The organism is Lacrimispora brassicae, from assembly GCF_054772055.1.
On the sequence record NZ_BRYH01000064.1, the window covers coordinates 45,306 to 70,467 of the forward strand.

General features: G+C 41.9%; 20 protein-coding genes and 1 riboswitch. Of the genes, 2 read left to right on the plus strand and 18 right to left on the minus strand.

Annotated features, from left to right (window positions below):
- Positions 1 to 80: 80 nt before the first annotated feature.
- The 9 genes from ACYVD3_RS27310 to ACYVD3_RS27350 all read right to left on the minus strand — a co-directional run bounded on the left by ACYVD3_RS27310 (position 81) and on the right by ACYVD3_RS27350 (position 12,753).
- Positions 81 to 1,829 (minus strand): ABC transporter permease, encoded by a 1,749-nt coding sequence (locus ACYVD3_RS27310; RefSeq protein WP_460645661.1) that lies wholly within the window; start codon positions 1,827 to 1,829, stop codon positions 81 to 83.
- Positions 1,830 to 1,844: 15 nt separating this feature from the next.
- Positions 1,845 to 2,849: an ABC transporter ATP-binding protein gene (locus ACYVD3_RS27315; protein WP_460645662.1), complete on the minus strand. Its 1,005-nt coding sequence runs from the start codon at positions 2,847 to 2,849 to the stop codon at positions 1,845 to 1,847.
- A gap of 63 nt (positions 2,850 to 2,912) precedes the next feature.
- A complete protein-coding gene (locus tag ACYVD3_RS27320) occupies positions 2,913 to 3,989 on the minus strand; it encodes an extracellular solute-binding protein (RefSeq protein WP_460645663.1) in 1,077 nt (358 codons plus the stop codon).
- Between the two features lie 10 nt (positions 3,990 to 3,999).
- Positions 4,000 to 4,839, minus strand: a complete 840-nt coding sequence (locus ACYVD3_RS27325; protein ID WP_460645664.1) for a glycerophosphodiester phosphodiesterase family protein — start codon at positions 4,837 to 4,839, stop codon at positions 4,000 to 4,002.
- A gap of 302 nt (positions 4,840 to 5,141) precedes the next feature.
- Positions 5,142 to 7,370 carry an extracellular solute-binding protein gene (locus ACYVD3_RS27330; protein WP_460645665.1) on the minus strand — a complete coding sequence of 743 codons (2,229 nt, stop codon included), beginning with the start codon at positions 7,368 to 7,370 and terminating at the stop codon, positions 5,142 to 5,144.
- A gap of 10 nt (positions 7,371 to 7,380) precedes the next feature.
- A complete protein-coding gene (locus tag ACYVD3_RS27335; protein WP_460645666.1) occupies positions 7,381 to 8,385 on the minus strand; it encodes a LysR family transcriptional regulator in 1,005 nt (334 codons plus the stop codon).
- Between the two features lie 401 nt (positions 8,386 to 8,786).
- Positions 8,787 to 9,890, minus strand: a complete 1,104-nt coding sequence (gene wecB / locus ACYVD3_RS27340; protein WP_460645667.1) for a non-hydrolyzing UDP-N-acetylglucosamine 2-epimerase — start codon at positions 9,888 to 9,890, stop codon at positions 8,787 to 8,789.
- A 53-nt stretch (positions 9,891 to 9,943) separates the two neighbouring features.
- The gene (locus ACYVD3_RS27345; protein ID WP_460645668.1) at positions 9,944 to 11,209 is read right to left on the minus strand and encodes a hypothetical protein; all 1,266 of its coding nucleotides are present in this window, start codon (positions 11,207 to 11,209) and stop codon (positions 9,944 to 9,946) included.
- Positions 11,206 to 12,753: a glycosyltransferase family 2 protein gene (locus tag ACYVD3_RS27350; protein WP_460645669.1), complete on the minus strand. Its 1,548-nt coding sequence runs from the start codon at positions 12,751 to 12,753 to the stop codon at positions 11,206 to 11,208. Before ACYVD3_RS27350 ends, ACYVD3_RS27345 begins: the two co-directional genes overlap by 4 nt.
- Positions 12,754 to 13,671: 918 nt before the next feature.
- Between ACYVD3_RS27350 and ACYVD3_RS27355 the strand changes: the two genes are divergently transcribed.
- Positions 13,672 to 15,030 carry a sensor histidine kinase gene (locus tag ACYVD3_RS27355; RefSeq protein WP_460645670.1) on the plus strand — a complete coding sequence of 453 codons (1,359 nt, stop codon included), beginning with the start codon at positions 13,672 to 13,674 and terminating at the stop codon, positions 15,028 to 15,030.
- Here ACYVD3_RS27355 and ribH read toward each other — a convergent pair.
- The 9 genes from ribH to ACYVD3_RS27400 all read right to left on the minus strand — a co-directional run bounded on the left by ribH (position 15,002) and on the right by ACYVD3_RS27400 (position 23,148).
- On the minus strand, positions 15,002 to 15,469 hold the full coding sequence (ribH, locus tag ACYVD3_RS27360) for a 6,7-dimethyl-8-ribityllumazine synthase (protein ID WP_460645671.1): 468 nt from the start codon (positions 15,467 to 15,469) through the stop codon (positions 15,002 to 15,004). The genes ACYVD3_RS27355 and ribH overlap by 29 nt on opposite strands.
- A 20-nt stretch (positions 15,470 to 15,489) precedes the next feature.
- Positions 15,490 to 16,689 carry a bifunctional 3,4-dihydroxy-2-butanone-4-phosphate synthase/GTP cyclohydrolase II gene (locus tag ACYVD3_RS27365; RefSeq protein WP_460645672.1) on the minus strand — a complete coding sequence of 400 codons (1,200 nt, stop codon included), beginning with the start codon at positions 16,687 to 16,689 and terminating at the stop codon, positions 15,490 to 15,492.
- Between the two features lie 10 nt (positions 16,690 to 16,699).
- Positions 16,700 to 17,347, minus strand: a complete 648-nt coding sequence (gene ribE, locus ACYVD3_RS27370; RefSeq protein WP_460645673.1) for a riboflavin synthase — start codon at positions 17,345 to 17,347, stop codon at positions 16,700 to 16,702.
- Positions 17,328 to 18,434 carry a bifunctional diaminohydroxyphosphoribosylaminopyrimidine deaminase/5-amino-6-(5-phosphoribosylamino)uracil reductase RibD gene (ribD, locus tag ACYVD3_RS27375; protein ID WP_460645674.1) on the minus strand — a complete coding sequence of 369 codons (1,107 nt, stop codon included), beginning with the start codon at positions 18,432 to 18,434 and terminating at the stop codon, positions 17,328 to 17,330. The genes ribE and ribD overlap by 20 nt, the downstream gene beginning before the upstream one ends.
- A gap of 159 nt (positions 18,435 to 18,593) precedes the next feature.
- A riboswitch (FMN riboswitch) is annotated at positions 18,594 to 18,708 on the minus strand.
- Positions 18,709 to 18,782: 74 nt separating this feature from the next.
- Positions 18,783 to 19,559, minus strand: coding sequence for an ABC transporter ATP-binding protein (locus ACYVD3_RS27380; RefSeq protein ID WP_460645675.1), 777 nt, complete (start codon positions 19,557 to 19,559; stop codon positions 18,783 to 18,785).
- Complete coding sequence (locus ACYVD3_RS27385; protein WP_460645676.1) at positions 19,559 to 20,581, minus strand: FecCD family ABC transporter permease; 1,023 nt, start codon at positions 20,579 to 20,581, stop codon at positions 19,559 to 19,561. Before ACYVD3_RS27385 ends, ACYVD3_RS27380 begins: the two co-directional genes overlap by 1 nt.
- A 2-nt stretch (positions 20,582 to 20,583) precedes the next feature.
- Positions 20,584 to 21,696 (minus strand): ABC transporter substrate-binding protein, encoded by a 1,113-nt coding sequence (locus tag ACYVD3_RS27390; RefSeq protein WP_460645677.1) that lies wholly within the window; start codon positions 21,694 to 21,696, stop codon positions 20,584 to 20,586.
- 14 nt (positions 21,697 to 21,710) lie between these two features.
- Positions 21,711 to 22,163 (minus strand): MarR family winged helix-turn-helix transcriptional regulator, encoded by a 453-nt coding sequence (locus tag ACYVD3_RS27395; RefSeq protein WP_460645678.1) that lies wholly within the window; start codon positions 22,161 to 22,163, stop codon positions 21,711 to 21,713.
- Position 22,164: 1 nt separating this feature from the next.
- Complete coding sequence (locus ACYVD3_RS27400; RefSeq protein WP_460645679.1) at positions 22,165 to 23,148, minus strand: methyltransferase; 984 nt, start codon at positions 23,146 to 23,148, stop codon at positions 22,165 to 22,167.
- A gap of 528 nt (positions 23,149 to 23,676) precedes the next feature.
- On the opposite strand from ACYVD3_RS27400, the gene ACYVD3_RS27405 reads away from it, so the two are divergent.
- Positions 23,677 to 24,975 (plus strand): MFS transporter, encoded by a 1,299-nt coding sequence (locus ACYVD3_RS27405; protein WP_460645680.1) that lies wholly within the window; start codon positions 23,677 to 23,679, stop codon positions 24,973 to 24,975.
- The last annotated feature ends 187 nt before the right edge of the window (positions 24,976 to 25,162 follow it).

Sequence of the window (25,162 nt, forward strand, 5' to 3'; positions counted from 1 at the left end):
CTTCCTTCTCCTCTGTTGTATGTTCTAATTCAATCCTTTGGCAGTTCCGGTCATTCCAAAACGAGCTGATGTCTATGTTTTTATCCTTTTACCGCTTTCCTCTGCATATATCTTTGTTTCCAGCGTTTGATCCCTGCCATTCCGCTTCCTTGTCCAAAATACAAGGCAATGGAGGACAGTATCATTAAAACAACCGTATATACGAACCCCATTGCTTTGGCATCAATCGCTGCAGACTCATCAGAAGCCGCCTTAATAACAATACCAAGGGGCTGGAATAACGGATGATACAAAAACACGGATAAATCGTAATCTGAAAGCATACCATTAAAATTTAAAATAATGACAGACATGATTGCAGGAAAAATGACCGGCAGTATTACCTTTATCATGGTATAAAAGGTACTGGCACCCATACACTTTGCGGCTTCCTCCAGGTCATCGTCAATGCTGAAGAATGCCGCCTTTACCATCCGGTAAGAGAATGGCAATTTAACTACTGTATAACCTACAAGCATCAGCACCAGGGTTCCTACCATAACATAATGAAACAGAATTGCATGACGTTCTCCATATGTTATGGTCAGGCCAAGTGCAATTAAGGTAGAAGGCAGCAGCCATGGAACCAGCATTCCCCATTCAAAGAATACATCATATTTATGTTTAGCTGCCCGTACAAATCTGGCACAGATAACAGCAATTACTACTGCTGTCACCGCTGCCACCAGGGAATACACAATGCTTACCAGATACGGCTTGACAGCTTCTGCGCTTGTAAACAGCTTCTGGTAATTAGCCAGTGTAAAGGAAGCCATGGTGATATTGCCTGTCTTGATGGTCAGGGAATCGCAAAAAGAATATACAACAACCAAAAAAATTGGAATGACATAAATGACAAACATGATATATGCAATCACATGTGCCAGTATATTACACACAGGATTGTTAATTTTCTGCTTGCGCAGTTTGGCCTTTGTTTTTGATACTGAAATGTAATTGCCGCCTTTTTCAATTTTGCTGAATACTGCCAATAAAAGCATGGTAGCAAGTCCCAGCAGGATTGCAAGGAATGCCGCTACCTCCCTGGAGAAACTGGACTTTGCAAATGTAATGATCATGGGGTTAATGGTCTGAAAGTTATCTCCGCCGACAATTAACGGCGCTGACATGGCTCCCAAACCCGTAAGAAACGTAAGGATCGTAATAGCAAAAAAAGTAGGCTTTAATACCGGCATGACAATCCGGAAGAAAATTCTGCTGCCGGAAGCCCCCATATTCTTTGCAGCTTCAATCGTATGATAATCCAATCCGTGAATAGCATTTTTTAAAAACATCATGTGATTCTGTGTACAGGAAAATGTCATGACAAAAACAACTGCCCCATATCCCACAAACCAATTGGGATTCATGCCTGGAACCATACTCAATAAAAGCTTTGTCAGCAATCCATTGGCCCCATAAACGTACTTGTAGCCGGATACCAGAACTACACCTCCATAGACCAGGGAGCTCATGTAAGCAAGTTTTAAAACCTTTGCTCCCCTGATATCCCAGTATTCTGTCAGAAGTACGCTTAACGTTCCCACTATATTCACGGTAACCACAAGAGTAAATGCCAGAATAAAGCTGTTTACAAGGCTTTTCATAGCTCTTGCAGAGCCAAATACCTTGCCGAATACCTCAGTGGAAAACTGGCCGCTTTTGTAGAATACACTGATCAGCAGGTTCACGTTAGGATATATGACAAATGCAACAATGGCCCATATTATGACAATTTTCAAAATCAAGGTCTGTATACGGAAAGACTGCTTTCTTGTGATATACTTCATACAAACACCCTCCTTTTAAAATTGCATAATGTCTTTTGGCTCAATGTATAAATCCAACGTCTGACCAGATTTTAAAAATGGCTTTCCATCGTTTATATGGATGACACGAAGCACACATCCCATGACATCCACACAATATTTGGTCATAACACCGTTATAGTCACAATCTTTTATAACTCCACTTAATTTCCCATAGCCAAAGCCTTCCTTTAAGCTGATTCTCTCCAGACGGATATAGGCACTTTTATTTCCATCCAGCCTGCAATCTGTCTGTCTCTTAATTTCATCCACAACCGCTGCATTCAGACGGTTAATTTCACCAATAAAATCACAGACAAATTCGGACTTGGAATGGTTATAGATATCATACGGTTTATCCACCTGCTCCACGAATCCGTTGTTAAACACGGCAATCCGGTCAGATAAGGTAAGGGCTTCTTCCTGATCATGGGTGACATACAAAGTTGTAATTCCCAGATTCTTCTGCAGCTTCTTAAGCTCGCTTCGAAGCCCTACCCTCAGCTTCGCATCCAGATTAGAAAGGGGCTCATCCAGGCACAGAATCTTCGGCTCCAAGACAATGGCTCTGGCAAGCGCCACTCTTTGCTGCTGTCCTCCGGATAATTCCGACACATTTCTCACCAAATGTTCCTCTTTAACCTCGATTACTTTTGCAACCTCCTTCACTTTCTTATCAACCTCTGCGGCTGAAAGTTTCTTGACTTTCAGTCCAAATGCCAGGTTCTCGTATACAGTCATAGTGGGAAACAGGGCATAGCTCTGGAACACCATACCTATTTTCCTCTCCTCCACCGGCGTATGAGTAATATCTTTTCCATCTATCAGGATCTGACCGGCACTTGGCTGGATAAAACCAACCAAAGACCTTAAGGTAGTAGTTTTGCCGCATCCTGATGGGCCAAGAAATGTAAAGAACTCCCCATCCTGGATTGTTAAATTTAAATCTTTAATTGCCGTAAAATCCCCATATTTTATTTCTATATTTTTAAATTCAATCATCCGATTTCTCCTTGCAAAAAGGCGGTATCATTTATTTACATAAACCATACCGCCCTCCATCACCTACTGTAAGAACTCAAGTTCACATTTTTCAACCCACTGGTCAATATTCTCAGCTACAAATCCCCAATCCATATCCTGTGGCTGAACCAGGTCAATGAATTCTTTAATGTCTGCAGGAGCCTCCTCCAATGCCTTTGGCTGGCATGGAATGGTGCCAAACTGCTTCATCCAGGCTGTTTGTGTCTCTGCAGAACCAAACCAATTTGCAAAATCAACTGTAAGGTCTCTCTTCTGGGAGCCATTAATCATGGCAATCTGCTCTGTGACATATGGAACGCCCAGTTCCGGAACCATGATCTGGAACTTATAATTTCTCTCTGTCTGATTCTGAAGCACACCGCTGCCCCATATCTCTGTAATGGGGATAGAACCGGAAATTACATTTCCAACATAATCTTCCCCCTGCTGCTCCATATGGCCATTTTGAATCCAGTTCTTCACAAACTCCCAGCCTTTATCAGAAATGCCATATTCCCCACTGTCATCTCTGAAACGAATCAGCAGACTGGACAGAATTGTCTTACCGGTTCCGCCGCCAAAATTCAGGATGTTGTATTTGCCCTTCCACTCCGGATTCACCAGGTCTGTATAATCCTTTGGGGTATTTTGCAAATCAGCATTCATGATATTCACCAATGGCTGAATAACGATGGGATAGTAATATCCGTCTTTATCTCCTAAGGACATATCCACATCTCCAACCCAGGAAGGTTCCCATTTATCAAGAACATTCTCCTTTTTCAGTTTCTCATATTCAATAGAATTCAATCCAAATACCATGTCTGCCTGTGGATTATTCTTCTCTGCAATGATTCTGTTGGCTAAATCACCGCCCTGGATTTGCACAACTTCAATGTTATAGCCTGCCGCTGCAGCCTCTTCCTTTAACCATGCATCCCTGCCATTTGAACCTGAGTTGGTATAGACGATCAGCTTCTGGCTTTTATCCACCTCACCGCTTGTTGTCTGGGCTGCCGTATCAGCCGTTGTTTCTTTGCCGCCGGACCCACAGGCTGCCAGGGACAGTACCATAGCTACAGATAATCCAAGTGCTGCAAACTTCTTTAAATTTTTCATGACTTTTCTCCTATTTTTCCTTAAATTTATTTAATATGTATCCTTTTAACAATGCCGGCCAATCAGTCTGGATAATTTCAAACCCAAAGTCCATTAACTTTCCCCATGTTTCCTCATAACCGGTCTTAATGGCATTATTATCATCCAAAAGCCCGGAAAGAATGGTATCATCATCCAGTGTAATCGCATTAACCCACGGTACAATGCCCGCTTCCTTTAACTGCTCCATGAATCCCGGACTTAAAAATTCACTTTCCAAATCTGTAAAAATCAATTCCGCTGCTGCAACATTGATATTATATTTCTTTATAGTATCCCATTCTTCCAGTCGTTTCATGATGGGCATATACATAATTCCTGTGCCGCTTTCCTCAAGCTCCTTCAGCAAATCCTCTTCCACTCCTGATTTTAACAGGATTTGGTCCTTCATATCCATTCCATCCAGAAGCGCTATGATTTCCTTCCAGTAAAACCAGGACCGATCAATATTAATCAGGCATTTTCCCCGGAAACTTTCTAAAACCTCCTCTAAATGCTCCAACTTCTGTCTGCATACATGCCTTACGGAATTCAAAGTATAAAGCTGATCCACCTCCTCTGAAGTCATGGTTCTGATATCCCGGTCAATCCCCAGTTCCAAAGGCTCTTCCCCATTATGAAACGCATAAAACACTCCGTCCGTGGTCATGGAAACATCCACCTCTATCATATCTGCTCCATGAAGCAATGCATTCTTATATGACATGCATGTATTTTGAACCACATTTCCCCCGCAGGTTCCACGATGTGCCGCAATTAAAATCTTATTCTTCTTGACAAGATTTCTAATTGATTGATTTTTTGTGTACATTATCCTTCCCTCCTTGGCTCTTTATCTATTTTATACACCACAAATTGGTACGTGTCAATATTTATTTATAATATAATTGTTTATTTTACACGATTTTATCAATAATTTTACATTTTTTTGTGCATATTATAAATATAACATCGATTTTACCAGCATTTTACATTGATAATTATTGACACGTTCAATTTTTAGCAACTTCTTCCTTCTCCTTTTGCCACAACAAAAAGGTGCTGCAGTAGAGATCAGCCAGCGTTTGACTCCTGACACTCCTACTGCAACACCTTTTCCAGATTTCATATTATTTAAGTGCTCTCTGGCACAGGATTAAAGATTCTGCTGCACTCTGCCTGTGCTTTTTCCAGAGCAATATCTGCCTCCTCAATTCCCGAAGCAATGGAACGGATCGCTTTTCCCAGAATATCTTCAAACAAGAATTCATTAAAAACATGATTTTTATCATGATGAGATATTCTCCAGCCAGGCTCAAAGGATTTCTCCATATCCTCCAGCCATGGATAAAGCTCCAGTATGTCCATATCCCTGCTGATTTCATGATTGCATACATACCCCCCAAGATAAGTAATGGTTTCAGCAATGTCTTTTCGGTACAGCCACTTTAAGAACATCATGCACTCTTCATATTTATCACTGAATTTAGAAATACCAACAGAACCGCCCCCTGACAAAGGCTGTCCCCCGGGAACCGTTCCATAGGCAATTCTTCCCACTACCTTGGATTCCAAATTATGAATCATCTCAGAAGCATAATTAGAAAATACAATGTGCATGGCAGTGCTGCCCTCTGAAAATTGTCTCGTTGGTTCTTGCCACCACTGGTAAATGTCATTGCTGGTATAGCGGCAGGTATCCAGGTAATTTACAATCGCCTGCTTCATCTCAGGGATGAGGATATTCACATATCCGTCTGCATCAAAGATATCCTTCTTAAATTCCCGGAACCTTGGCAGGAAATCGCAGGCCGCAAGGAACGTTCGCCCATAAGTAGCTGACGCTCCATACCTGGTTCTGGAAGCCGGGTTTTCTCTTTTCGTAAAAAATCTCGCCACTTCATTATACTCTTTAAAAGTCTTTGGAATCTCCAGGCGCCTTTTGCAGGTTTCAAAGAACTCCCGCTTGATCAGCTCATCTTCAAACAAATCCTTCCGGTAAAACAACATCTGCACGCAGGCATCTAAGGGAAATGCATACCGGACGCCATTTACTATGGAATAATTTTCAGACAATGCAGGCAGAATCTGCTCTCTCAGCCATCTCACTACCGGTCTGGTATCATCCAAAGGACGGTATATCTTATCTCCCAACTCTGTCATCCACGCCATATCAATCCGAATCAAATCGTAAGGATTGTTCTGGATGCATCCACGAGACATCTTATAATGCTCATCATAAGAAACCTCTATCATGTTTACTTTAATTCCAGTCTCCCTGGTAAAGGAAGGAAGAAGCATCTTAATGGCCTTACTGGTGGGATTCTGAATGGTGAGAAAACATATGCTGCTGTCCTTTTGGATGGGAGGAGCATTATAATAAAATCCATCATTTTCTACAAGAATCTGTTCTATCCGGGGTTTTCCCTGTTCTTTTGCCTTTTCAGACTGATCCAATTCCCGTTCTTCCTGGCCAAGGCCAACAATTCGCTTGCCTATGATCCTTCCCAGCAGCTTATAATTCAGCTCATATTTGCACACTTCCGTATCCATGCCAATGATTTTGCTGGTCAGGGCATAAATAGTTGGCATCCTCTTATCAGGGTTATATTGGTGGGCTGCCTTTACATAATCCCCATCCTCTTTGCTCATGGCAATGACGGCATCAAACTCCTCTTTGGAATTTAAGATATCAAACGCCTTATTGAACCATTTGCTGTCATCACTAGGAAATATCTTATAAGAGCAGCCATAATCCTCAAACACATCCACTGCCCCGTTTATAAAGCTTTTGTTATTGGAATAAATGCTGTTTTCGCAAAGCATTGCCACATTCTTATGACCATCTGCAATGCACCTCATGGCAATGTCTTGTCCCGCTTTGTCAAATGCAAAAGAAACGTAGACAGCACCGTCAGGCATCCCTTTAACCTTTCGCTCCACAAAGAAATAATTTGCTTCATCCGTAAACAACCCCCGGTTCTTTAACAGGGAACTGACCACCACCACAGCCATGGGATTTAAAGAAAGAGCTTTTTTTACTGCCCGTTCCTCACTGCATTCCATATTATTGGTGCAAATTAATTCTATGCTGAAGTCATGGTCCCGCAAGTACTGCTCTAAGCCAGAATATAAGTCATTATAGCACTTCAAAGTAATTTTAGGCACAATGATGCAGACTCTGCGGGCCATGCCGGCACGTAACTGTTGTGCCTGGACGTTCATCTTATACCCCATCTCATTGGCTATCCGTTCTACTAATTGAATCTTTTCAGCGCTAACGTTTCCTCTCTTATTCAGCACATTGGAGACAGTGCCGTGGGAGACGCCGGCTTTTGCAGCTATATCTTTGATTGTAGGCATTGACTTATCCTCACTTTAATTCGTTCAAATTAATATTTGATTTATTATAGCATGAACATATAGGGTTTTCTATCTGTTTCTGCTCCGCGGCAAGTTTAAGAAACTCCTGCATTGCCTGTGTGAGATACTTACTGATCTTAAAATAAAAGTAATTCTCTCTTGTGGCAAATTTGCTGTTGATTTTGTAATAGACCATACGCTGATCCGGTGCGACTTCCCGGACCAGCGTATCACTGATCAGCGTCGCCCCAATGCCCTGACAGGCAACATGGAACGCCGTGGCCAACTGGTCTAATTCTAACTCAATATTAGGTTTTATGTGGTTTTCGGCAAAAATATTGTCTGCACGAACCCTTGTGTCGTTGCCATACCTCAGCAAAACAAAGGGTGTGTCCTCAATCAATTTTAGTGGAACTGCAGGCATTTGTGGATTTAAATGTTTATTTCCTATAATATCTTCTGAAGTCAATCGGTATTGCTTTATATGCTTATTACATGGAAGTTTTTCAGGAATCGCTAAAATCATCTGTTCACGATAGAAAAATTGTTTTTTATAAAGAGCTTCATTGAAGGTGTAATTGTCAATAATCAAATCCAAATCTCCAGAATAAAGCTGTTTTTCCAAATGTGCGGTGTCTGCTTCCACCAAATTGATGACAACCCGGGGATACAGGGCTTTAAATTTTGTGATCAGGGTGGGAAGGATATAAGAAGCGAAGAAATTACCGGCTCCGATGGCAAGACGGCCTGTCCGCAGATGATTGAGATCATTGAGGTACATCTCAAAACCGTATTCAATATCCATGATTTTTTCTGTGCATCTAATATATTCCTCACCACAATCCGTTAATTGAATGGGCGTGGTACTTCGGTCAAACAGTTGTGAGCCAATTCCATTCTCAATTTTTTTAATAGTCAGGCTTAAGGATGGTTGTGAAATGAAAAGCTTTTCTGCCGCTTTAGAAAAGCTTTTTGCTTTATATACCTCATAAACATATTTTTTATTTGAGAACATATTGACTCCTTTTATAAATTTATATTTATAATTTTATTAACATCATTTATATATCCATATGAACTTATTATATAAAAAGATCTGCCAGAAAGCAAGGTACTATTAATCCGCACAATAAAATTACAACAAAGGCGCAAGCACTACTGCTCACGCCTTAAAAATATTATCTAATATTGACACAATTTTGCAATCGTCTCCACGTACCTTGAAGAAATAATAATGATGCTGTTTGAAGCCAGCAGGGCCTTGGGAGAAAATTATCCTTTTTAAAGAATCATCTCTCTGGTTCATTAAAATTTCAAATTAGTAAAGGGGGAGTTGCTATATAATTACATAAGGAGCAAGGTGCGGCGGGTATTCCACCCCTTTCATCCTTTCACATATTTTTATATCGTAACGTTTCAATAACCAAATGATTTCTCCAATATATCAGCAATTCTTTCAGTTGCATGTCCATCACCATATGGATTACTGGCATGGCTCATTTTTTCATACTCAACATTATCATCAAGAAGCTGTCTAAATGTTTTATAGATGACTCCTTCATCTGTTCCAACCAGCTTTAAAGTGCCGGCCGCAATCCCCTCGGGCCGTTCTGTTGTATCACGCATAACCAGAACCGGCTTTCCCAGACTTGGAGCTTCTTCCTGTATCCCACCGCTATCAGTCAATATCAAATAACATCTTGAAAGAAAATTGTGAAAATCCAAAACATCAATGGGTTCAATGATTCTTATTCTATCATGTTTGCCAAAGATTGTATTGGCAGCTTCCCTCACCAATGGGTTCATATGAATGGGATAGAGCACCTTGATATCTGGCGTCTCATCCACAATTCTTTTTATTGCTCTGAACATGTTGTGAAGTGGTTCTCCAAGATTTTCTCTGCGATGAGCCGTCAGCATGATGAGCCTGCTGCCTTTTGCCCATGTAAGCTGCTCATGCGTATAGTCTTCTCTCACCGTAGTTTTTAGTGCATCAATCGCAGTGTTTCCAGTCACATAAATGGTTGATGGGGCTTTCCCTTCATGAATTAAGTTATCTCTAGATAATTCTGTGGGTGCAAAATGATACCTTGCAATGATACCGACTGCCTGACGATTAAACTCTTCCGGATATGGTGAAAAAATATTATAAGTTCTAAGTCCAGCCTCAACATGTCCAACCGGAATTTGCAGGTAATAGCAAGCCAGAGCAGTTACAAAAGTGGTAGAAGTATCGCCATGCACTAATACCACATCAGGTTTAACTTCTTCTAAAATACTTTTAATGCCATTGAGAATGTTGGTTGTTATATCAAATAGCGTCTGATGTTCCTGCATAATTGACAAATCATAACCAGGTATTACATTAAAAGCCGTCAATACCTGATCCAGCATTTGACGATGCTGCCCAGATACACAGACTATTGTTTTTATATTCTTTCGAGTCTTCAATTCATTCACCAAAGTGCACATCTTAATTGCTTCAGGGCGTGTACCGAAGATCAGCATAACTGTTTTCATTCCGCCATTCCCTCCTTTTGTATTGTCAGATCATGTGCCGCTTAAATTTAATTTTATTTTTTTGATATATTTTCATTAATCTTTAGAAACTTAATTATTTTCAGCCAAGCTGACTTTGTATTTTCAAAATCTATATAGTGCTGTTCTACATGTGCATGATAAAATTCAAGTTCATCTAATATATTTTTAAATTGATCATTCCCAAAATAATTGCAGATCTTCGGAATAACTATTGTTAAGTCTTCTTTCATTTTTTTTATTTCAGCTTCGTAATTATCTCTTTGGGTGATATAAAGCAAAAGCGGTTTGTATCTGATCCAGCCTATGGAAGCCTTTAAAAATCTTATTGTAATAGCTCCTGAATCCGCTTTCAAAGCTTTTAATTTATTAGGAAGAACTCCCAGAAGTAAATGCTCATAATTAGAGAAACCGTCGTGGAAGGTGTAGCAAGGAACTTTTCTTATATTACATTCACCAATGCAGGTACTTAAAAAAGTATCTTCTCCTCTTGCTCCCGGTGGGTTATAAAACGGAAATAATTTATCAAGGTTTTTTAGGTTAAAACCCAAATTAGCGCCTGAAATAAATTTCATTCCATTTACTTCTTTTACTGTTTCGATTGTTTCGTTATTAATGACATCAAGGTCGGCATATGTAACGCCTCCATCCTTCATTTTTTCTTTTATTGAGTCCCAGTTAATAATATCATTGCTTATGGACTCAATAAAAATTCTAAACTCATTTTCCGAAAGCTTTTCGTTAAAATCCAACTGAGGGATCGGAGAAATATAACCGCAATGATGCCCATGTGTCATATCCGCATATTTAATATTGTTAATATGTGTTGATAAAACTTCCTGGCCTTTCCAAACAATGCTGTCGTTAATTTTAATCGTTGCAATTGGATATTCGTCGTCATCAAGGAAAATGAGATAGTCCATTTTATTTTTTAAAGCAAAATATAAAACTGCATTTCGTTTCATCGCATAGCCTTCACCAAAGATCATTTTCGCTTCTTTTAGGGTGATAACATCTTTTTCTACCAGATATTGCATTTCATTTGTTATTGCAGAATTTCCTAAATAATAAGCGGAATCCACCAATGTCAATATCTCATCGTCTGTAATTTTGTAATCGCTCACTTTTGTACTATAATACTTTAAATCATATGCTACAAACAGATGAACAGCAATTTTTTTCTTATCAATAAGTCCGGATTCATTCCAGTTATCCACATAGGTTTTTACAACATTTTTAAAATTCTTTCGTCCTGTCACAAAACCAACACCAACATTTATCTTCTTTTTTTCAATTTTCATTGCATTTGATCCTCATCCCAATTTACTAAGTTGGGATTGGTATCCAGGATGGAATCGTATTGTTCCTTAATTCCAAATATAGCATCCGAATCTAAAAGCTGATACCTTTTATACTTTTCTTCTCGATCGGCTGGCGTTGCCCAACCAAGATGTTTTACTCTGAATTCTGATGCTGCCTTTGGAAAAGAGGATGTATTTATAGGAAATCTTCCGCAATGTTGTGCTGCTTCATTCCACATATATTTAAAATCAGGTTGATATCTCATTAAAAATGGTCTATAAACGCTATGTGCATTCCAATATTTATCTTCTCGATATTGAGTTTTATTCCACATATCATATAGTCTAAAGCAATACAAATCGTAATCCGGGTTATTAATGAGTTTTTGTGCATTTTTCCAAAAATTCTTTTCTAATATTTCATCGGCATCAAGGTTTAAAATCCAATCTGGATTTGTTTTTACAGTTTCATCCCATTGCTTTTTCCTAAGTTCGGCCTCGCTGGCAAACATAGATGTATCATTTTGTATCATATGCACTGGAATTTCTTTTAGTATGGCTCTGCACATGTTTACTGTATCATCACAGCTTGCGTCATCTATGATAACAGCTTCATCAATATGCCCCTTTAAACTTTCTAATACTTCTTCCAGATAACGTCCTGCTTCATTTTTTACGATCATGGAAAGAGTGATTTTATTTCCTTCTTCTTTATATTGACGTACAAAGGCAAGGTCAGCTTGGCAGTCTTTTACATAAGCTTCAACTCCAGCCAAATCCTGCTCTCTATAAATGTGATATGCCGGATAAGCAGTATCAACAAAAAGATCAATGCCCAGCACCGCTGCACGTATACAGAAGAATCTGTCTTCCCCATGTATGGTTAAGTTTTTAATCGGCTTAAAATTAACGCCTTTCACCAATGAGGCTCTGCTTAGCAATGTGCACGCTCCCAATCCACCAACTTCGTACACGCCCGGTATCCTAAGCTGGTTTAAAAACTTAGTTTGCCGTATTTCCATCTCTTTATCACTTAAAACTTCGCCTAATCTCTTAGGAACCAAATCATATTCGTCAAACATCCAGACATTCGGCTCAAAAGGTCTGTTTTTATGCCATTGAGACCAAAATATTTCAGAAATTATATCCTTATCTTGAGTTTTCAAATGCTCTATCAAATTAGGATGCAAAACCAGATCGGAGTCCACAAAAAACAGATAATCATAATTATTGTCTATTGCATAATTGATGATGGAATTTTTGTAATTTGCTACTTTTAACATTAAGCTGTCGTTCCATAGATGAGATTCGTCATTACACTCATACACTCCCGGTCCCTTACCACGAATGATAATAACCTTTGATTCTTCTCTTTCAAAACCAGCTAAAAGCTGACTGGCGTCATCATCAATATTGTCATCAACAAACATATAGTCAATGGAAATAGTATTCCGTCTAAGATTTTTTAGTGACTTTAAAAATGCCTTTAAAATATTCTTTTTTTGATAAACCGGGCTGCCAACTAATACTCTTTTTTTATCCAAATTAAGTATCTCGCTTTCGTTTTATTTTATTATTTTTTCTTCGTTTTCTTTGCTGGGGCTGTTTCTACTGCAATTTCCGGCTGTACAGATTCTTTCCTGACTTTTTTCTTTTTTAACAACTTCTTTGGATTTTTATCTCCCATTTAAAATCACCTCTTTTTCCTTTATTCATTTTTTTAGATAAATTTTATTTATTGAAATCATGATTGTATTGCACAATTTAGAACAAAGTGCCTTCGGTGGCAGTTTTCCTTTCAGATAGCCCATAAATGAAAAAAAAGCCACTTTATACAAAGTGACTTTTATTAGCTCTATTTATTTGTATTTTGTCAGCGCTCATAATTAGTGAGTGCTAACACATCTAATATATCACTAATTCAGTATAATGTCAAGTTCGGTTCCAAAATGTACTATCCTTCAAGTTCAAATCTAAAATAGTCGTAAAATAATTTAAGCTATTGGACATAAGCTGCTTCAATGCGCCCTGTCGGTTCACCATATACAGCAATAATATCTTCCATGGCAGAATTAATCAGTGATTTCTTTCATCATTATAAATTTAGAACATTAAACAAGGAATTAAGAACATAACAAACTGAAAACTTAGTTAAAAGTGATATTTTCTCTAATAGCATCCCAAAATGGTCTTTATTTCTTAGTATTATCTCCTTTCGAAACATAACGCGCAAACTATGAACCACTTAAATGGATCGCTTCCAGCTTATGCATGTTTAACACACTTAAGATCCGGCGAAAAATGATCTATATGCCATCAATTAAGCAGAATGTCTGCGCCTGATCTTCTCTGCTTGACAATGGCAGGAATAAATGCGTTTTGTTTCATTTGTTGTCCAACGTTCTCTTTGCCGGAGTACCTGTCTGCCCCAATAGAGAGTTTTCAAGTGAGGGAGGTGTCTGATGACACTGTTATTGCGTATTTTAGCAGAATGCTTATTTACCGTTTACAGTATATCTTTCCTGATTCACCATAGAGGGAATTTTTTGATTAAGGAAAATTATTGGGTATTTTTTATAATTTCTGTATTAATCAATTGGAGCTTCAGCGCAATTTGGGGATTGGCCATATCCTCACATTATGGAGCATTGGCCCTCTTATTTATTGTTATATTGGAATTAAAATTTTTGTATCAAATGAACCCAATGCAGCTTCTTTTTGAAAGCAGTTATTTTGTCGCTATTCTATACTGGGGAAGAGGAATTGTGCTTCCGGCTTTTGCTTTAATATTAAACAGGAGCGTACAATGGGTAAGGCATGACAAATTTTATTACCCTATTGCATGGTTTCTCTCCTTGTGCATGATACTCAGTTACAATATGCTTTTCCGCCATGTTATTGCTCCTAAAGCTAAAATCCAAAAGTTTTACCGTAGCAACGAACAAATCCGATTTGTAGCTATTTTTCAAATATGCTTTTTGGGATATTTGCTGTTTATCAACTTGGGTCGATATTATGGGGTCGATCTGCCATGGTATAAAACAACTTATATCATCTCCTGTATCATCTGCTTTACTGCACAGGGATTTCTGGTCAACCGCGGAATAAGAACCAGTGCTCTTTTGGAATATGAATTACATACGCAATTGCTGCAGCAGCAGCTTGACAGACAATTGCAGCATTATAAATCGTATCAAATATATACCGAGAGCTTTCGGACATTTAAACACGATTACAATAAAATGATGACCTCTGTGAAATCCCTGTTATCTATTGAAGAATATCAGAAAGCAAAAAACTTGCTTGATACGATTGAAAAGACCATGGAGGAGCAGGTTCTGGTTCATCAAACCTATTCAAACAATATTATACTTGATGCCATCTTGCAAGATACTGCCAACCGATGTTCTGAGCAGTCCACCCGTTTTTCAGCAATGATCTGCCTTCCTGAAAGTCATAACCTGCCAGATATTGATATTGTCCGTATATTTTCAAACCTGACCAATAATGCAGTAGAGGCTTGTGCAAAAGTCACCCCTGATTCCCAACGGTTTCTAACCATTACCAGCAGTATTATTGCTCCCAATAACTGGCTGCATATCGAAATCTCAAACTCCTTTGACGGTAACGTGAAATGGCGCAACGGAATTTTTGAAACAACAAAGCCCAATCGAGATTTTCATGGTATTGGCTTAACCATTATCGAAGAAATTGTAAACAAACTGGGCGGTGTGATATGTTTTGATTCAGACAACCAAAAACGGATATTTACGGCAACACTTTCTTTGCCTGTTAAGCCTGGATCTCCCGGATCAGATTAACCATCTCAATGGCGCCCGCCGCACAGTCAAAGCCCTTATTGCCCGCCTTGGTTCCTGCCCGTTCAATGGCCTGCTCAATGCTCTCCGTGGTAAGCACCCCGAACATGACCGGAATGCCGCTGTTTAAGGATACATGGGCAATTCCCTTAGACACTTCGCTGCAAACATAATCATAATGAGTGGTGCTTCCACGAATGACTGCGCCAAGACAAATCACTGCATCATATTTGCCGCAGCCTGCCATCTTTGAGGCGATCAGAGGGATCTCAAAGGCGCCGGGCACCCAGGCAACCTCAATGTTTTCCTCGCTGACGTCATGGCGCTTTAAGCAGTCCAGGGCGCCGCCCAGGAGCTTTGCAGTAATAAACTCATTGAAACGTGCGGCAACAATGCCGATTTTCATTTCCTTTGATACAAGCTTTCCTTCAAATACTTTCATAATACATTCTCCTTCATGATTTAATAGTGTAAAATGTGGCCCATTTTGTTCTGCTTGGTTATGAGGTAAAACAAGTCATGCTCATTTGCCGGCACTTGAATGGGGACTCTTTCCATAATTTCCATACCGAAACCGGACAGTCCATAGACTTTTTCCGGATTGTTGGTAATAAGACGCAAGGTTTTTACTCCCAGATCCCGCAGAATTTGAGCGCCAATGTAGTACTCCCGCGGATCCCCGGCAAAACCAAGGGCAAGGTTGGCTTCCAGTGTGTCCATTCCCTCATCCTGTAAAGTGTAAGCGCGCAGCTTGTTGACCAGGCCGATTCCCCGCCCTTCCTGGCGCATATAGAGAAGGATTCCCCTGCCTTCCTGTTCAATCTGTGTCATAGCGGCGGCAAGCTGCTGTCCACAGTCACAGCGCATGGAACCGAAGGCATCTCCGGTCAGGCATTCGGAATGGACACGGCACAGGATGTTCTGCCCATCACCGATTTCACCTTTTACGAGTGCCACATGGTGCTCGCCGTTTAACTTGTTCACGTAGCAGCAGGCCTTAAAGTCACCGTATTTGGTGGGCATTTGGCTGACAGAGGTCTGCTCCACCAGCCGGTCGTTTTTCTTTCGGTATTCCTGCAATGCGGCAATGGTGATAAATGGAAGATTCCACTTTTGAGCCAACTGGATCAGTTGGGGCGTGTGCATCATCGTGCCGTCCTCGCCCATGATCTCGCAGCAAAGACCGCATTCTTTAAGCCCTGCCAGCCGCATCAAGTCTACGGTGGCTTCCGTATGTCCGTCACGCTCCAAGACCCCATTTTCCTTGGCCAGCAAGGGGAACATATGCCCCGGGCGGCGGAAATCCTCAGGCTTTGCCGTATCATCCACGGATTTCATAGCGGTGACGGAGCGCTCTGCCGCGGATATTCCGGTGGTGGTGTCCACATGATCCACCGAAACGGTAAATGCGGTGGTGTGATTGTCCGTATTCTCGGAAACCATCTGCGGAAAATTCAGGCGCCTGCAAATTTCTTCGTTCATTGGCATACAGATCAATCCTTTGCCGTAGGTTGCCATGAAGTTGATATTCTCTGTTGTGGCAAACTGGGCGGCACAGATGAAATCGCCTTCATTTTCCCGGTCTTCGTTATCCGTGACAAGAATGATTTTTCCTTGCTTAAGCGCTTCCAGCGCTTCTTCAATGGTATTGTATTGAAACATCGTTATCCTCCTAATAGCCAGATTTGGTTAGAAACTCTTTTGTGATGCCCCTTGACCGTTCTTGTTCCGGAGGGGAATCCATAAACTTTTCAATGTATTTCCCTACAAGGTCATTTTCCAGATTTACAGGGTCGCCAGCTTTTTTTTGAGAAAGGATGGTGGATTTTACCGTATGGGGAATGGCAGACAGGCTGAAATCCGAAGCAGTAACCGCTGCCACCGTCAGGCTGATACCGTCCACTGCAATGGAACCCTTTTCCACGATGTAGCGCAAAATACTGCTGTCCGCTGCAATGGTGTACCAAATGGCGTTGTCGTCTGTTTGTATGGCTTTCACCCTGCCCACGCCGTCAATATGTCCGGAAACCATGTGTCCGCCAAACCGTCCGTTTGCAGGCATTGCCCGCTCTAAATTGACGGCAGTCCCAGGGCGCAGCCTGCCAAGAGAAGAACGGTTCAGTGTCTCGTGCATCACATCTGCCTGAAAGGTGTTGGAGGAAAGGCCGGCAGCCGTCAGGCATACCCCGTTTACCGCTACACTGTCCCCAATGCAAAGATCATCAAATATAACCCTTCCTTGAATGGTAAGCACAGAGGAATGTACACTTTTTCGTACTTCCTTCAGTACACCGATTTCCTCAATAATTCCTGTGAACATGGGGCTGCACCTCACTTTCGATTAAAATATCCTCACCCAGGCAGGAGACTGTGCTGTTTGTGAGGAAAAACCCATCCTCCGGACAGGGAACGCCCATTCCTGCCACAGGCGTTTTCCCGTTTGCCCCGCCCAACAGTTTAGGTGCAATATATGCCTGCACCTTGTTTACGATTCCCGCCTGCAAGGCCGACCAGTTCAGAATACCGCCGCCCTCAAGCAAAATGCTGTCGACATTTTCTTCCCCCAGCTTTCCCATCAACCGGGCCAGATCCAAATGGCCGTCCTTTTGGGAAACAGGCAGGATACGGCAGCCGGCTTTGATGTATGGCCGTTGTGCTTCCAAGTCCACGGAGGCGGTGGCAATGACCGTAGGAACCTCTTTGGCGGTCACAACAATTTGGGAATCCAGAGGCGTGCGCAATTGGGTATCACAGATGATGCGCAGCGGGTTTCTGCCGCCCTCTGTGCGGCAGGTAAGAAGGGGATCGTCTGCCAGTACAGTGCCCACCCCCACCATCACGGCGCTGTACCTGTGGCGGTCCTGATGCACCCGGCAGCGTGCGGTCTCACTGGTGATCCACTTGGAAACACCTGTGTACGCTGCAGTTTTTCCGTCCATGGTCATGGCGTATTTCATCACCACATAAGGCTTTCCGGTTTGAATGAAGTGGAAAAACACCTCATTGAGCTTGTCACACTCCGCCTTGAGAACCCCTTCCACCACCTGGATGCCCTGGCCTCGAAGCACCTCGATCCCTTTCCCCGCAACAAGCGGGTTGGGATCATGGCTGCCTATGACCACCCTGCAGATTCCGCTTTGCAGAATGGCTTCCGTACATGGAGGTGTTTTCCCATAATGGCAGCAAGGTTCCAGTGTTACATACAGGGTCCCGCCTTCCGGTGATTCCCTGCAGCTTGCAAGGGCATTCCGTTCCCCATGAGGGGCGCCATACCGTTCATGATATCCCTCACCGATTATCCGGCCTTCCTTTACAATCACGGCTCCAACCATAGGATTTGGATTTACAAGACCACACCCCTTTTTGGCAAGCTCCAGAGCCAAACCCATATATCTGATATCTTCCATATCACACCACCTTAAAAAGAAAATACCTTGAACACAAGGTCCAAGGCATTTTCTGCATCAATCCATGGATTTACACCGCTACTAATACAAAACGCTCTGAAATGAGGATTCATTTCAGAGCGGAAATATCAGTTGGCGTATCAAAATACATGGATACTGCTTGATCTTCTTTTATCCAGACTTTACTGTCGGCTTCGGAATTTCACCGAATCATGCCTTGCGGCTCGTGGGCTTTACCACCGGTAGGGAATTTCACCCTGCCCTGAAGATTGCTATTCAATTGGTGTAATAATACTACCTGATTAGAAGAATGTCAATACATTGGCGGAATTATAATTTATTTGCTGCTTAAACCTCATCTAAGAATACAAAATTTGGTATTTGTTTTCCCTTATATGTGGTGTAAAGTGTCTGGGAGCGCACTGAAAAATATTTTTCAATATTATGATCTGTCATTACCTCCTGTATGGCTCCTGCCTTGTAATCATGATCACCCAATAAAAAGCATTTATCTGCGATCCTTATTGCGTGGTTGGGATAGTGAGTGTTGATCATACAGGATATATTTTGTTCCGAAACAAAACTCTGCAGCAGCTTTAACAGCCTTATTTGATTGCGAAAATCCAAATGGGCTTCCGGCTCATCCAGTATTAAAAGCTGGGGAGAGTTTATTAATGCCCTTGCAATAAAAACAAGCTGTAGCTGTCCTCCGCTTAATTCATTGCAGCATTTGTCATGCAGGTCCGTAATACCGATTCGTTCTAAAACCTCATCAGCCTTTTGGTAATCTTCACTTCGTGGCGCTGCAAAATAAGAATTGCGGCCTGCTTTTCCAAATACGACCATATCCCGGACTGTGTAGGGAAACGAGGATTTATGTGCTTGGGGCACATATCCTATTTTGCTGACAGGTTTCTTATTATCACTCTTCTGCCCTGCAACCACGGAATAACCGCTTTTCCATTTTAATATTCCTGCTATGCATTTAATAAGCGTTGTTTTGCCAATGCCATTTCTCCCCATGACGGCCATAATTTCTCCGGTTTTCATTGTGAAATTCACATCTTGCAGTATAGGTCTTTCTTTGTGATAGTAAAATGTCCCGTTATTAACTTCCAAAAGCATTACGCCCCTCCTTTTGTCCGCCGGTAGATTACAGCAAAGAAAGGAGCTCCAATCAGGGCGGTCAAAATACCAATAGGTATCTCGGCTGTTGTCAGGTTTCTTGCAATGCTGTCTGCCAGGATCATGAATACGGCACCCATTAAGCAGGAGGCAGGCAGCAGTCTGCCATGATTAACTCCTGCAAGCCGTCTGCATATATGGGGAATAACAAGGCCGACCCAGCCGATAATGCCTGATACTGTGACACAAGCGGCCGTTACCAGTGTAGAGAAAAGAATAATAAGCCAGCGGGTGCGCTGAGGGTTAATTCCCATGGTATAAGCATCTTCATCCCCAAGGGACAGGATATTGATTTTCCAACGCAGGGCGAGCAGGCCAATTATGCCCAATAAAGCGGGAATACTTGCAATTTTTATATGGGTGTATGATGTATTCGAAAAACTGCCCATCAGCCAAAAGGTTATGGCCGGTAATTTGTCCCCTGCGTCTGCCACATATTTTACAAGAGAAGTAAGGGCGTTAAAGATGGATGAAACTATAATGCCTGAAAGAACCAGGGACATGGTCTCTCCACGTCCTTTTGCACCGGCAAGGAAAAACACCAGAAAAATACTGAATATTCCAAAGGCAAAGGGAATGAGTGACGTAAGCATATGATGATCGGAAAAAAGCAGTATTCCTAAGGCCGCACCAAAGCCGGCCCCTGCGCAGACGCCCAAAAGGTCAGGACTTACAAGGGGGTTTTGAAATGTTCCCTGTAAGGCGGCTCCTGATATGGATAATCCGGCTCCCACCAAACCGGCTAACAATATTCTTGGCAGCCGGACATTTATCAGAACATGGTCAATAATTTTTAAGGTATCGTCCTGGGTGCCCCTTAGGCGGTTTATAAATACATTCCGGATATCAGTAAAACTCATTTCATAGCGTCCGACGATCAGAGCGCCGGCTGCTACAAAAATAAGCAAAACCCAGAGCACCGTAATGACGATGGAATATTGTTTTTTTGAAGTTCTTTCCATGGCTAGTTCATTTCCCTAAGGCTTAATATGGAGTTCATATCTTCGCCGGTCAGTTTGACATTATGTAATCGCTCATAATATCCGGCCAATTCCCTGCGGAAGTTTTCCTCGCTGAACAGTTCCGGATATGCTTTTGAGATCAGCCACAGCGGCATTAAGGGAGAGTCTGCACAAGGCGCGCCCCAGGAATAGGCTGTTTGGGGAATATCATAAACCGCCTGATTCTTCCAGGCGTCCAATAACGACCAATCCTGCCCCTCAATGCTGTTGTTCAAAATCCCTTTCGCCGGCGCATTATGGAAAACAAAAATAATGTCAGGGTTCCACTGGTAAACCTGTTCCATGTCAACCTCTGCGGTTCCCTGTATACCGGATGCAGCATTGATTAATCCTGCTTTATCAAAAAAGCTTTGAGCATAAGCGTCAAAGGAGCTGTCGCCAGCAACCACCAGACTGCCCCCCATATTGCTGAATACCCATAGCCCCCGTTTGGGCTGCCCGGTCTGCTTTGCTAAAATCTCTTTCACCTTTTCGTCAGAATATTCCCATTCTGCCTGCAAACCTTCACTCCTGTCAGCCTCAAAGATTTCCCGCAGTAAATTATCCCAGGCAATTGTAACTTCTTTCGGATCAGTCAGCTTTGGCGAAAAGAAATTGACCATAGGAAGCCCGATATTTTCAAGTCCTTTTTTCTGGACTTCCCCATAGTAAAGAATCAAATCAGGATCAAGCTGCAATAAGGCCTCGGTATTGATAGAAAAATCATCGCCTACAAATGTTGTTTCAACATCTTTGTAATTGGGAAACAGCTTTTCAATAACATCTGCATTTGAAAAAGCAAAGGCCTTGGGGCTGAGACCCACGATCCTGTCATTGTCAGGAATTACTTCAAGCAAAACCGATGTAACAGGCGGTGTGATGACCACAACATGTTGGATTTCTGATACCGGAGGGATTTCAACCACGGCGCCGCCCAGATCTGTAATTGTTCTGGACTGGGTTTTTATGCTGCCGGTTGTTTCCAATGTACTGACTGGCTGTCCCTTTCCGACACAACCGGTCAGAGAGCATAATACTGCGATTCCTGACAATAAACAAATAAATGATTTTTTCATTTTGTCCTCCCGTTTTATACATGGTTTTTTATTAAGCTGCCGGCGTGTTCCAGAAAACATTTAATCGCTTCTAATTGGCTGTCTGGCAATCCGGCCACATAGTCAAACAGTACCTTGTCATATTGATTGTGGTATTCTTCATGACAGTCATAGGCCAACCGGCCTTTTTCGGTGAGAAAAAGTTTGTGCCTTTTTTTATCATCATCACATGGTTCCTTACTGACAAGGCCCCTGTCTTCCAGTTTGAGCAATGTTTTATGGACAACGGCACGGGTGATGCCAAAACGGCGGGCAATCTCGGAACTGAATATGCCCGGATAATCACCGATCATTTTAATAATGTGGATTTCCCCCCGGTAAAATGTCATATCCTCACTGCCAAAATTCAAAACATTTGTCCTGCTGTTAGCAATGCTCTCTGTAAGGGCAATAAACCCATTGATAACCTCTGTTTCCAACCGTTCCATACTACACCGCCTTTTTATATAAACAGCCTTGAAAACGTCCGGATTGAATCTCCCTGACAGCCTGCAGCCGTGATTTGTCCAACGCTATTTCAACCTGGTCTTTTGTTGGGGGCAGCTTTATGCCGCTCATGTATCCTGAAAGCCAGCTTAGCATATTTTCTTTTGGACACTCTCCCCCTTCCCTATAGCCTCCAATCAGCAGAAAATATCCATGATCTGATAATGCCCCTGCAATTTTTCCCATAAAACCGTTTAAGTCATCTGCTGCAAAATCCAATATCCCGGAAGCCACAATTAAATCGTATGAGCCGCCGATATCATCTGTATTAAAATCACCAGCCAAAACCATAACACGGTTTTCCATGTTATTCTGAGCCATTATTTTGTTTGTAGTGCTTGCCACACTTGGATGTTCAAATACACAGGCCCTGCTGTTGGGATAGTGCCTGGAAAATTCCATGGCCAATACGCCGGAGCCACCGCCTAAGTCAAGCATTTTTAACCGGGATAATTCGTCCGTAAAAATTGCTTTCATTTCTTCCAGGAAACTCTTTACCCGCCCGGTGGCGTACATTTCGGGTACTGCAGCTTCTGCTAAGGCAGAAAAATCGTAGCTGGGATTTGATACATGTTCCGGACCATGCATAACTTTGTCAGCAATGTTGTAAAGCGAGGTCATTGTTTCACGGAATAAAATTGTTTTCCCAAGATAATAAGGGCTTGTTTTTGATAAATAAGACCCGCTTTCTTTTGTGTTGCAGTAATAATTATCCTGCTTCTCAATGTAACCACATGAAGAAAGCGCAAGTAAAAGCAGCTCCAGGTTTCTTTCATAAAAGCCTGTCTTACGGGCAATCTCTTCCGCCATAGCCGGATGATCCAAATAAGAAAATATATCTAATTTAATTGCCTCCAGCAGCAACTGCGCTGCCTGATACTGATTGAGTGTTTGATAATAAATATCAGGGGTAACTTTCGTTTCCAATATTTCGTCCTCCTTGTTTAGTTAGTTCTATCTAACTCAAATGTATGCTTAGCATACAACCAAACTAATTGTATGTCAAGCATACATTTTCTCAATAAGAACTTTTTTGAATTATTTATGACCGTTGACATGTCCAGAAGCAGAGTTCCCTTCTTCAAAGCAGTCCACAGGAGGATGGCGCAGGCATTAAACAGCCCACGGTCAGACGGTTAAACCTGCTGTCGGAAGATGACTTTTGCAAAGATGGCGGTCTGACACCCCATAATGCCCCATTTCCGCCAAATTTATGGCTGTGCCGTTGTTTTTCTATCTTAACTGTAGTAAAATTCAGATATCACTTATTTTATAAGTAATTCTGTTTTATATAAAAATAAAAATTGTTGAGGAACAATAAAAATGAAGCTATGCATTGGCACAGCTCCGTGCAAAGTCTGAACCGGACGAAACTGCACGGAGCGGATCAAACTCGTCCGTTGGACTTTGCACTTTCATGGAATTTTATAAATTTTTTGAAAGAGGAGCAAAGTCATGATAAAAGATTTAAAAACAAATATTCTGGAACTTCGTTCATTCCTGATTTTATGGATTACCCAGTCCTTTTCGTCACTGGGCAGCGCAATGACTAATTTTGCAGTGGTGATCTGGTCTTATGAGCAGCAGGGTTCAGCCCTTACCACCGCGCTGTTAATGGTATGTTCCTATGCGCCTTACGTTTTACTTAGCATTTTTGCAGGAGCCATAAGCGACCGGTGGAATAAAAAGGTCACAATGCTGGTCAGCGACAGTTTTGCGGCGTTTTGTACCGTTATGGTACTCCTTTTGCTGGTAACAGACAATCTCCAGGTGTGGCACTTATACTTGATCAACACATGCAGCGGATTGATGAACACCATCCAGCAGCCGGCTTCGGATGTTGCCATAACCCTTCTGACACCTGAAAAGCATTATCAGAAGGTAAGCGGGATGCGGTCCTTTTCTCAATCCCTGGTCACTGTGCTGACGCCTGTGCTTGCCACCGCAATGCTTTCATTTACAAGCATCCATTTTGTCATCTTATTTGATTTAATTACATTTTCCGTTGCATTTGTGGGGCTTCTGTGTTTTGTTAAAATCCCCAAGATGAAGGTGCAGGAAACCGCCGGGCAGGAAACCATCTTGCAGTCAATCAAAAGCGGCCTGCAATACCTTGGGGATAACAGGGGGATCCTGGATTTGATCCTGTTTCTTGCAGTGATCAACTTTACGGCCTCCATATTCAGCGCCGCCTTACCGGCAATGCTGCTTTCTCGAACAGGCGGAGGAGAATTTGCCCTTGGCATGGTCAACACCCTTACAGGGATTGCGACTGTGGTTGGAAGTATTATGGTCACCATTATGCCGCCCCCCAAAAGCAGAGTCCGGGTTATCTGCAACTGCCTGCTTTTTTCCATGAGTACGGAGAATTTCATTCTTGCTTTTGGCCGGAATACCCCCATTTGGTGTTTGGGGGCAGTCCTTGGGTGGATCTTCATTCCTGTAATGAATGCCAACATGGATGTGCTTTTCCGCACAAAAATACCGGTTGAAATCCAGGGCCGGGTTTATTCTGCAAGGAATACCCTTCAGTTTTTCACAATTCCCCTGGGATATTTATCAGGCGGCCTTCTGGTTGACCGGGTGTTTGAGCCCTTTATGGCTGCTCAATGGACTGACAGTCTGTGGGTTTCCTTATTTGGAACGGGGAAAGGCTCAGGAGCTGCCATGCTGTTTTTCGTAATCGGCATTTTAGGCGCTCTATCCTGTCTGCCGTTTCGGGCGGACAGACACATCTGGAAATTAGAGGAATAGCTGATTCCATCAATGGTATATCATATGCGGCATCAGACAGCACAGAGCAGCTCTCACGGCTCTCTGTGCTGTTTCCATATCTCCAGGATATTTCAGTACCTGCATAAAGGCGGTAGCTGTAAATGTGTTTTATAATGTGTTTTATAATAAGGGGAAAGCAGATTGGCAAAAATAGTCGAGAGGGATT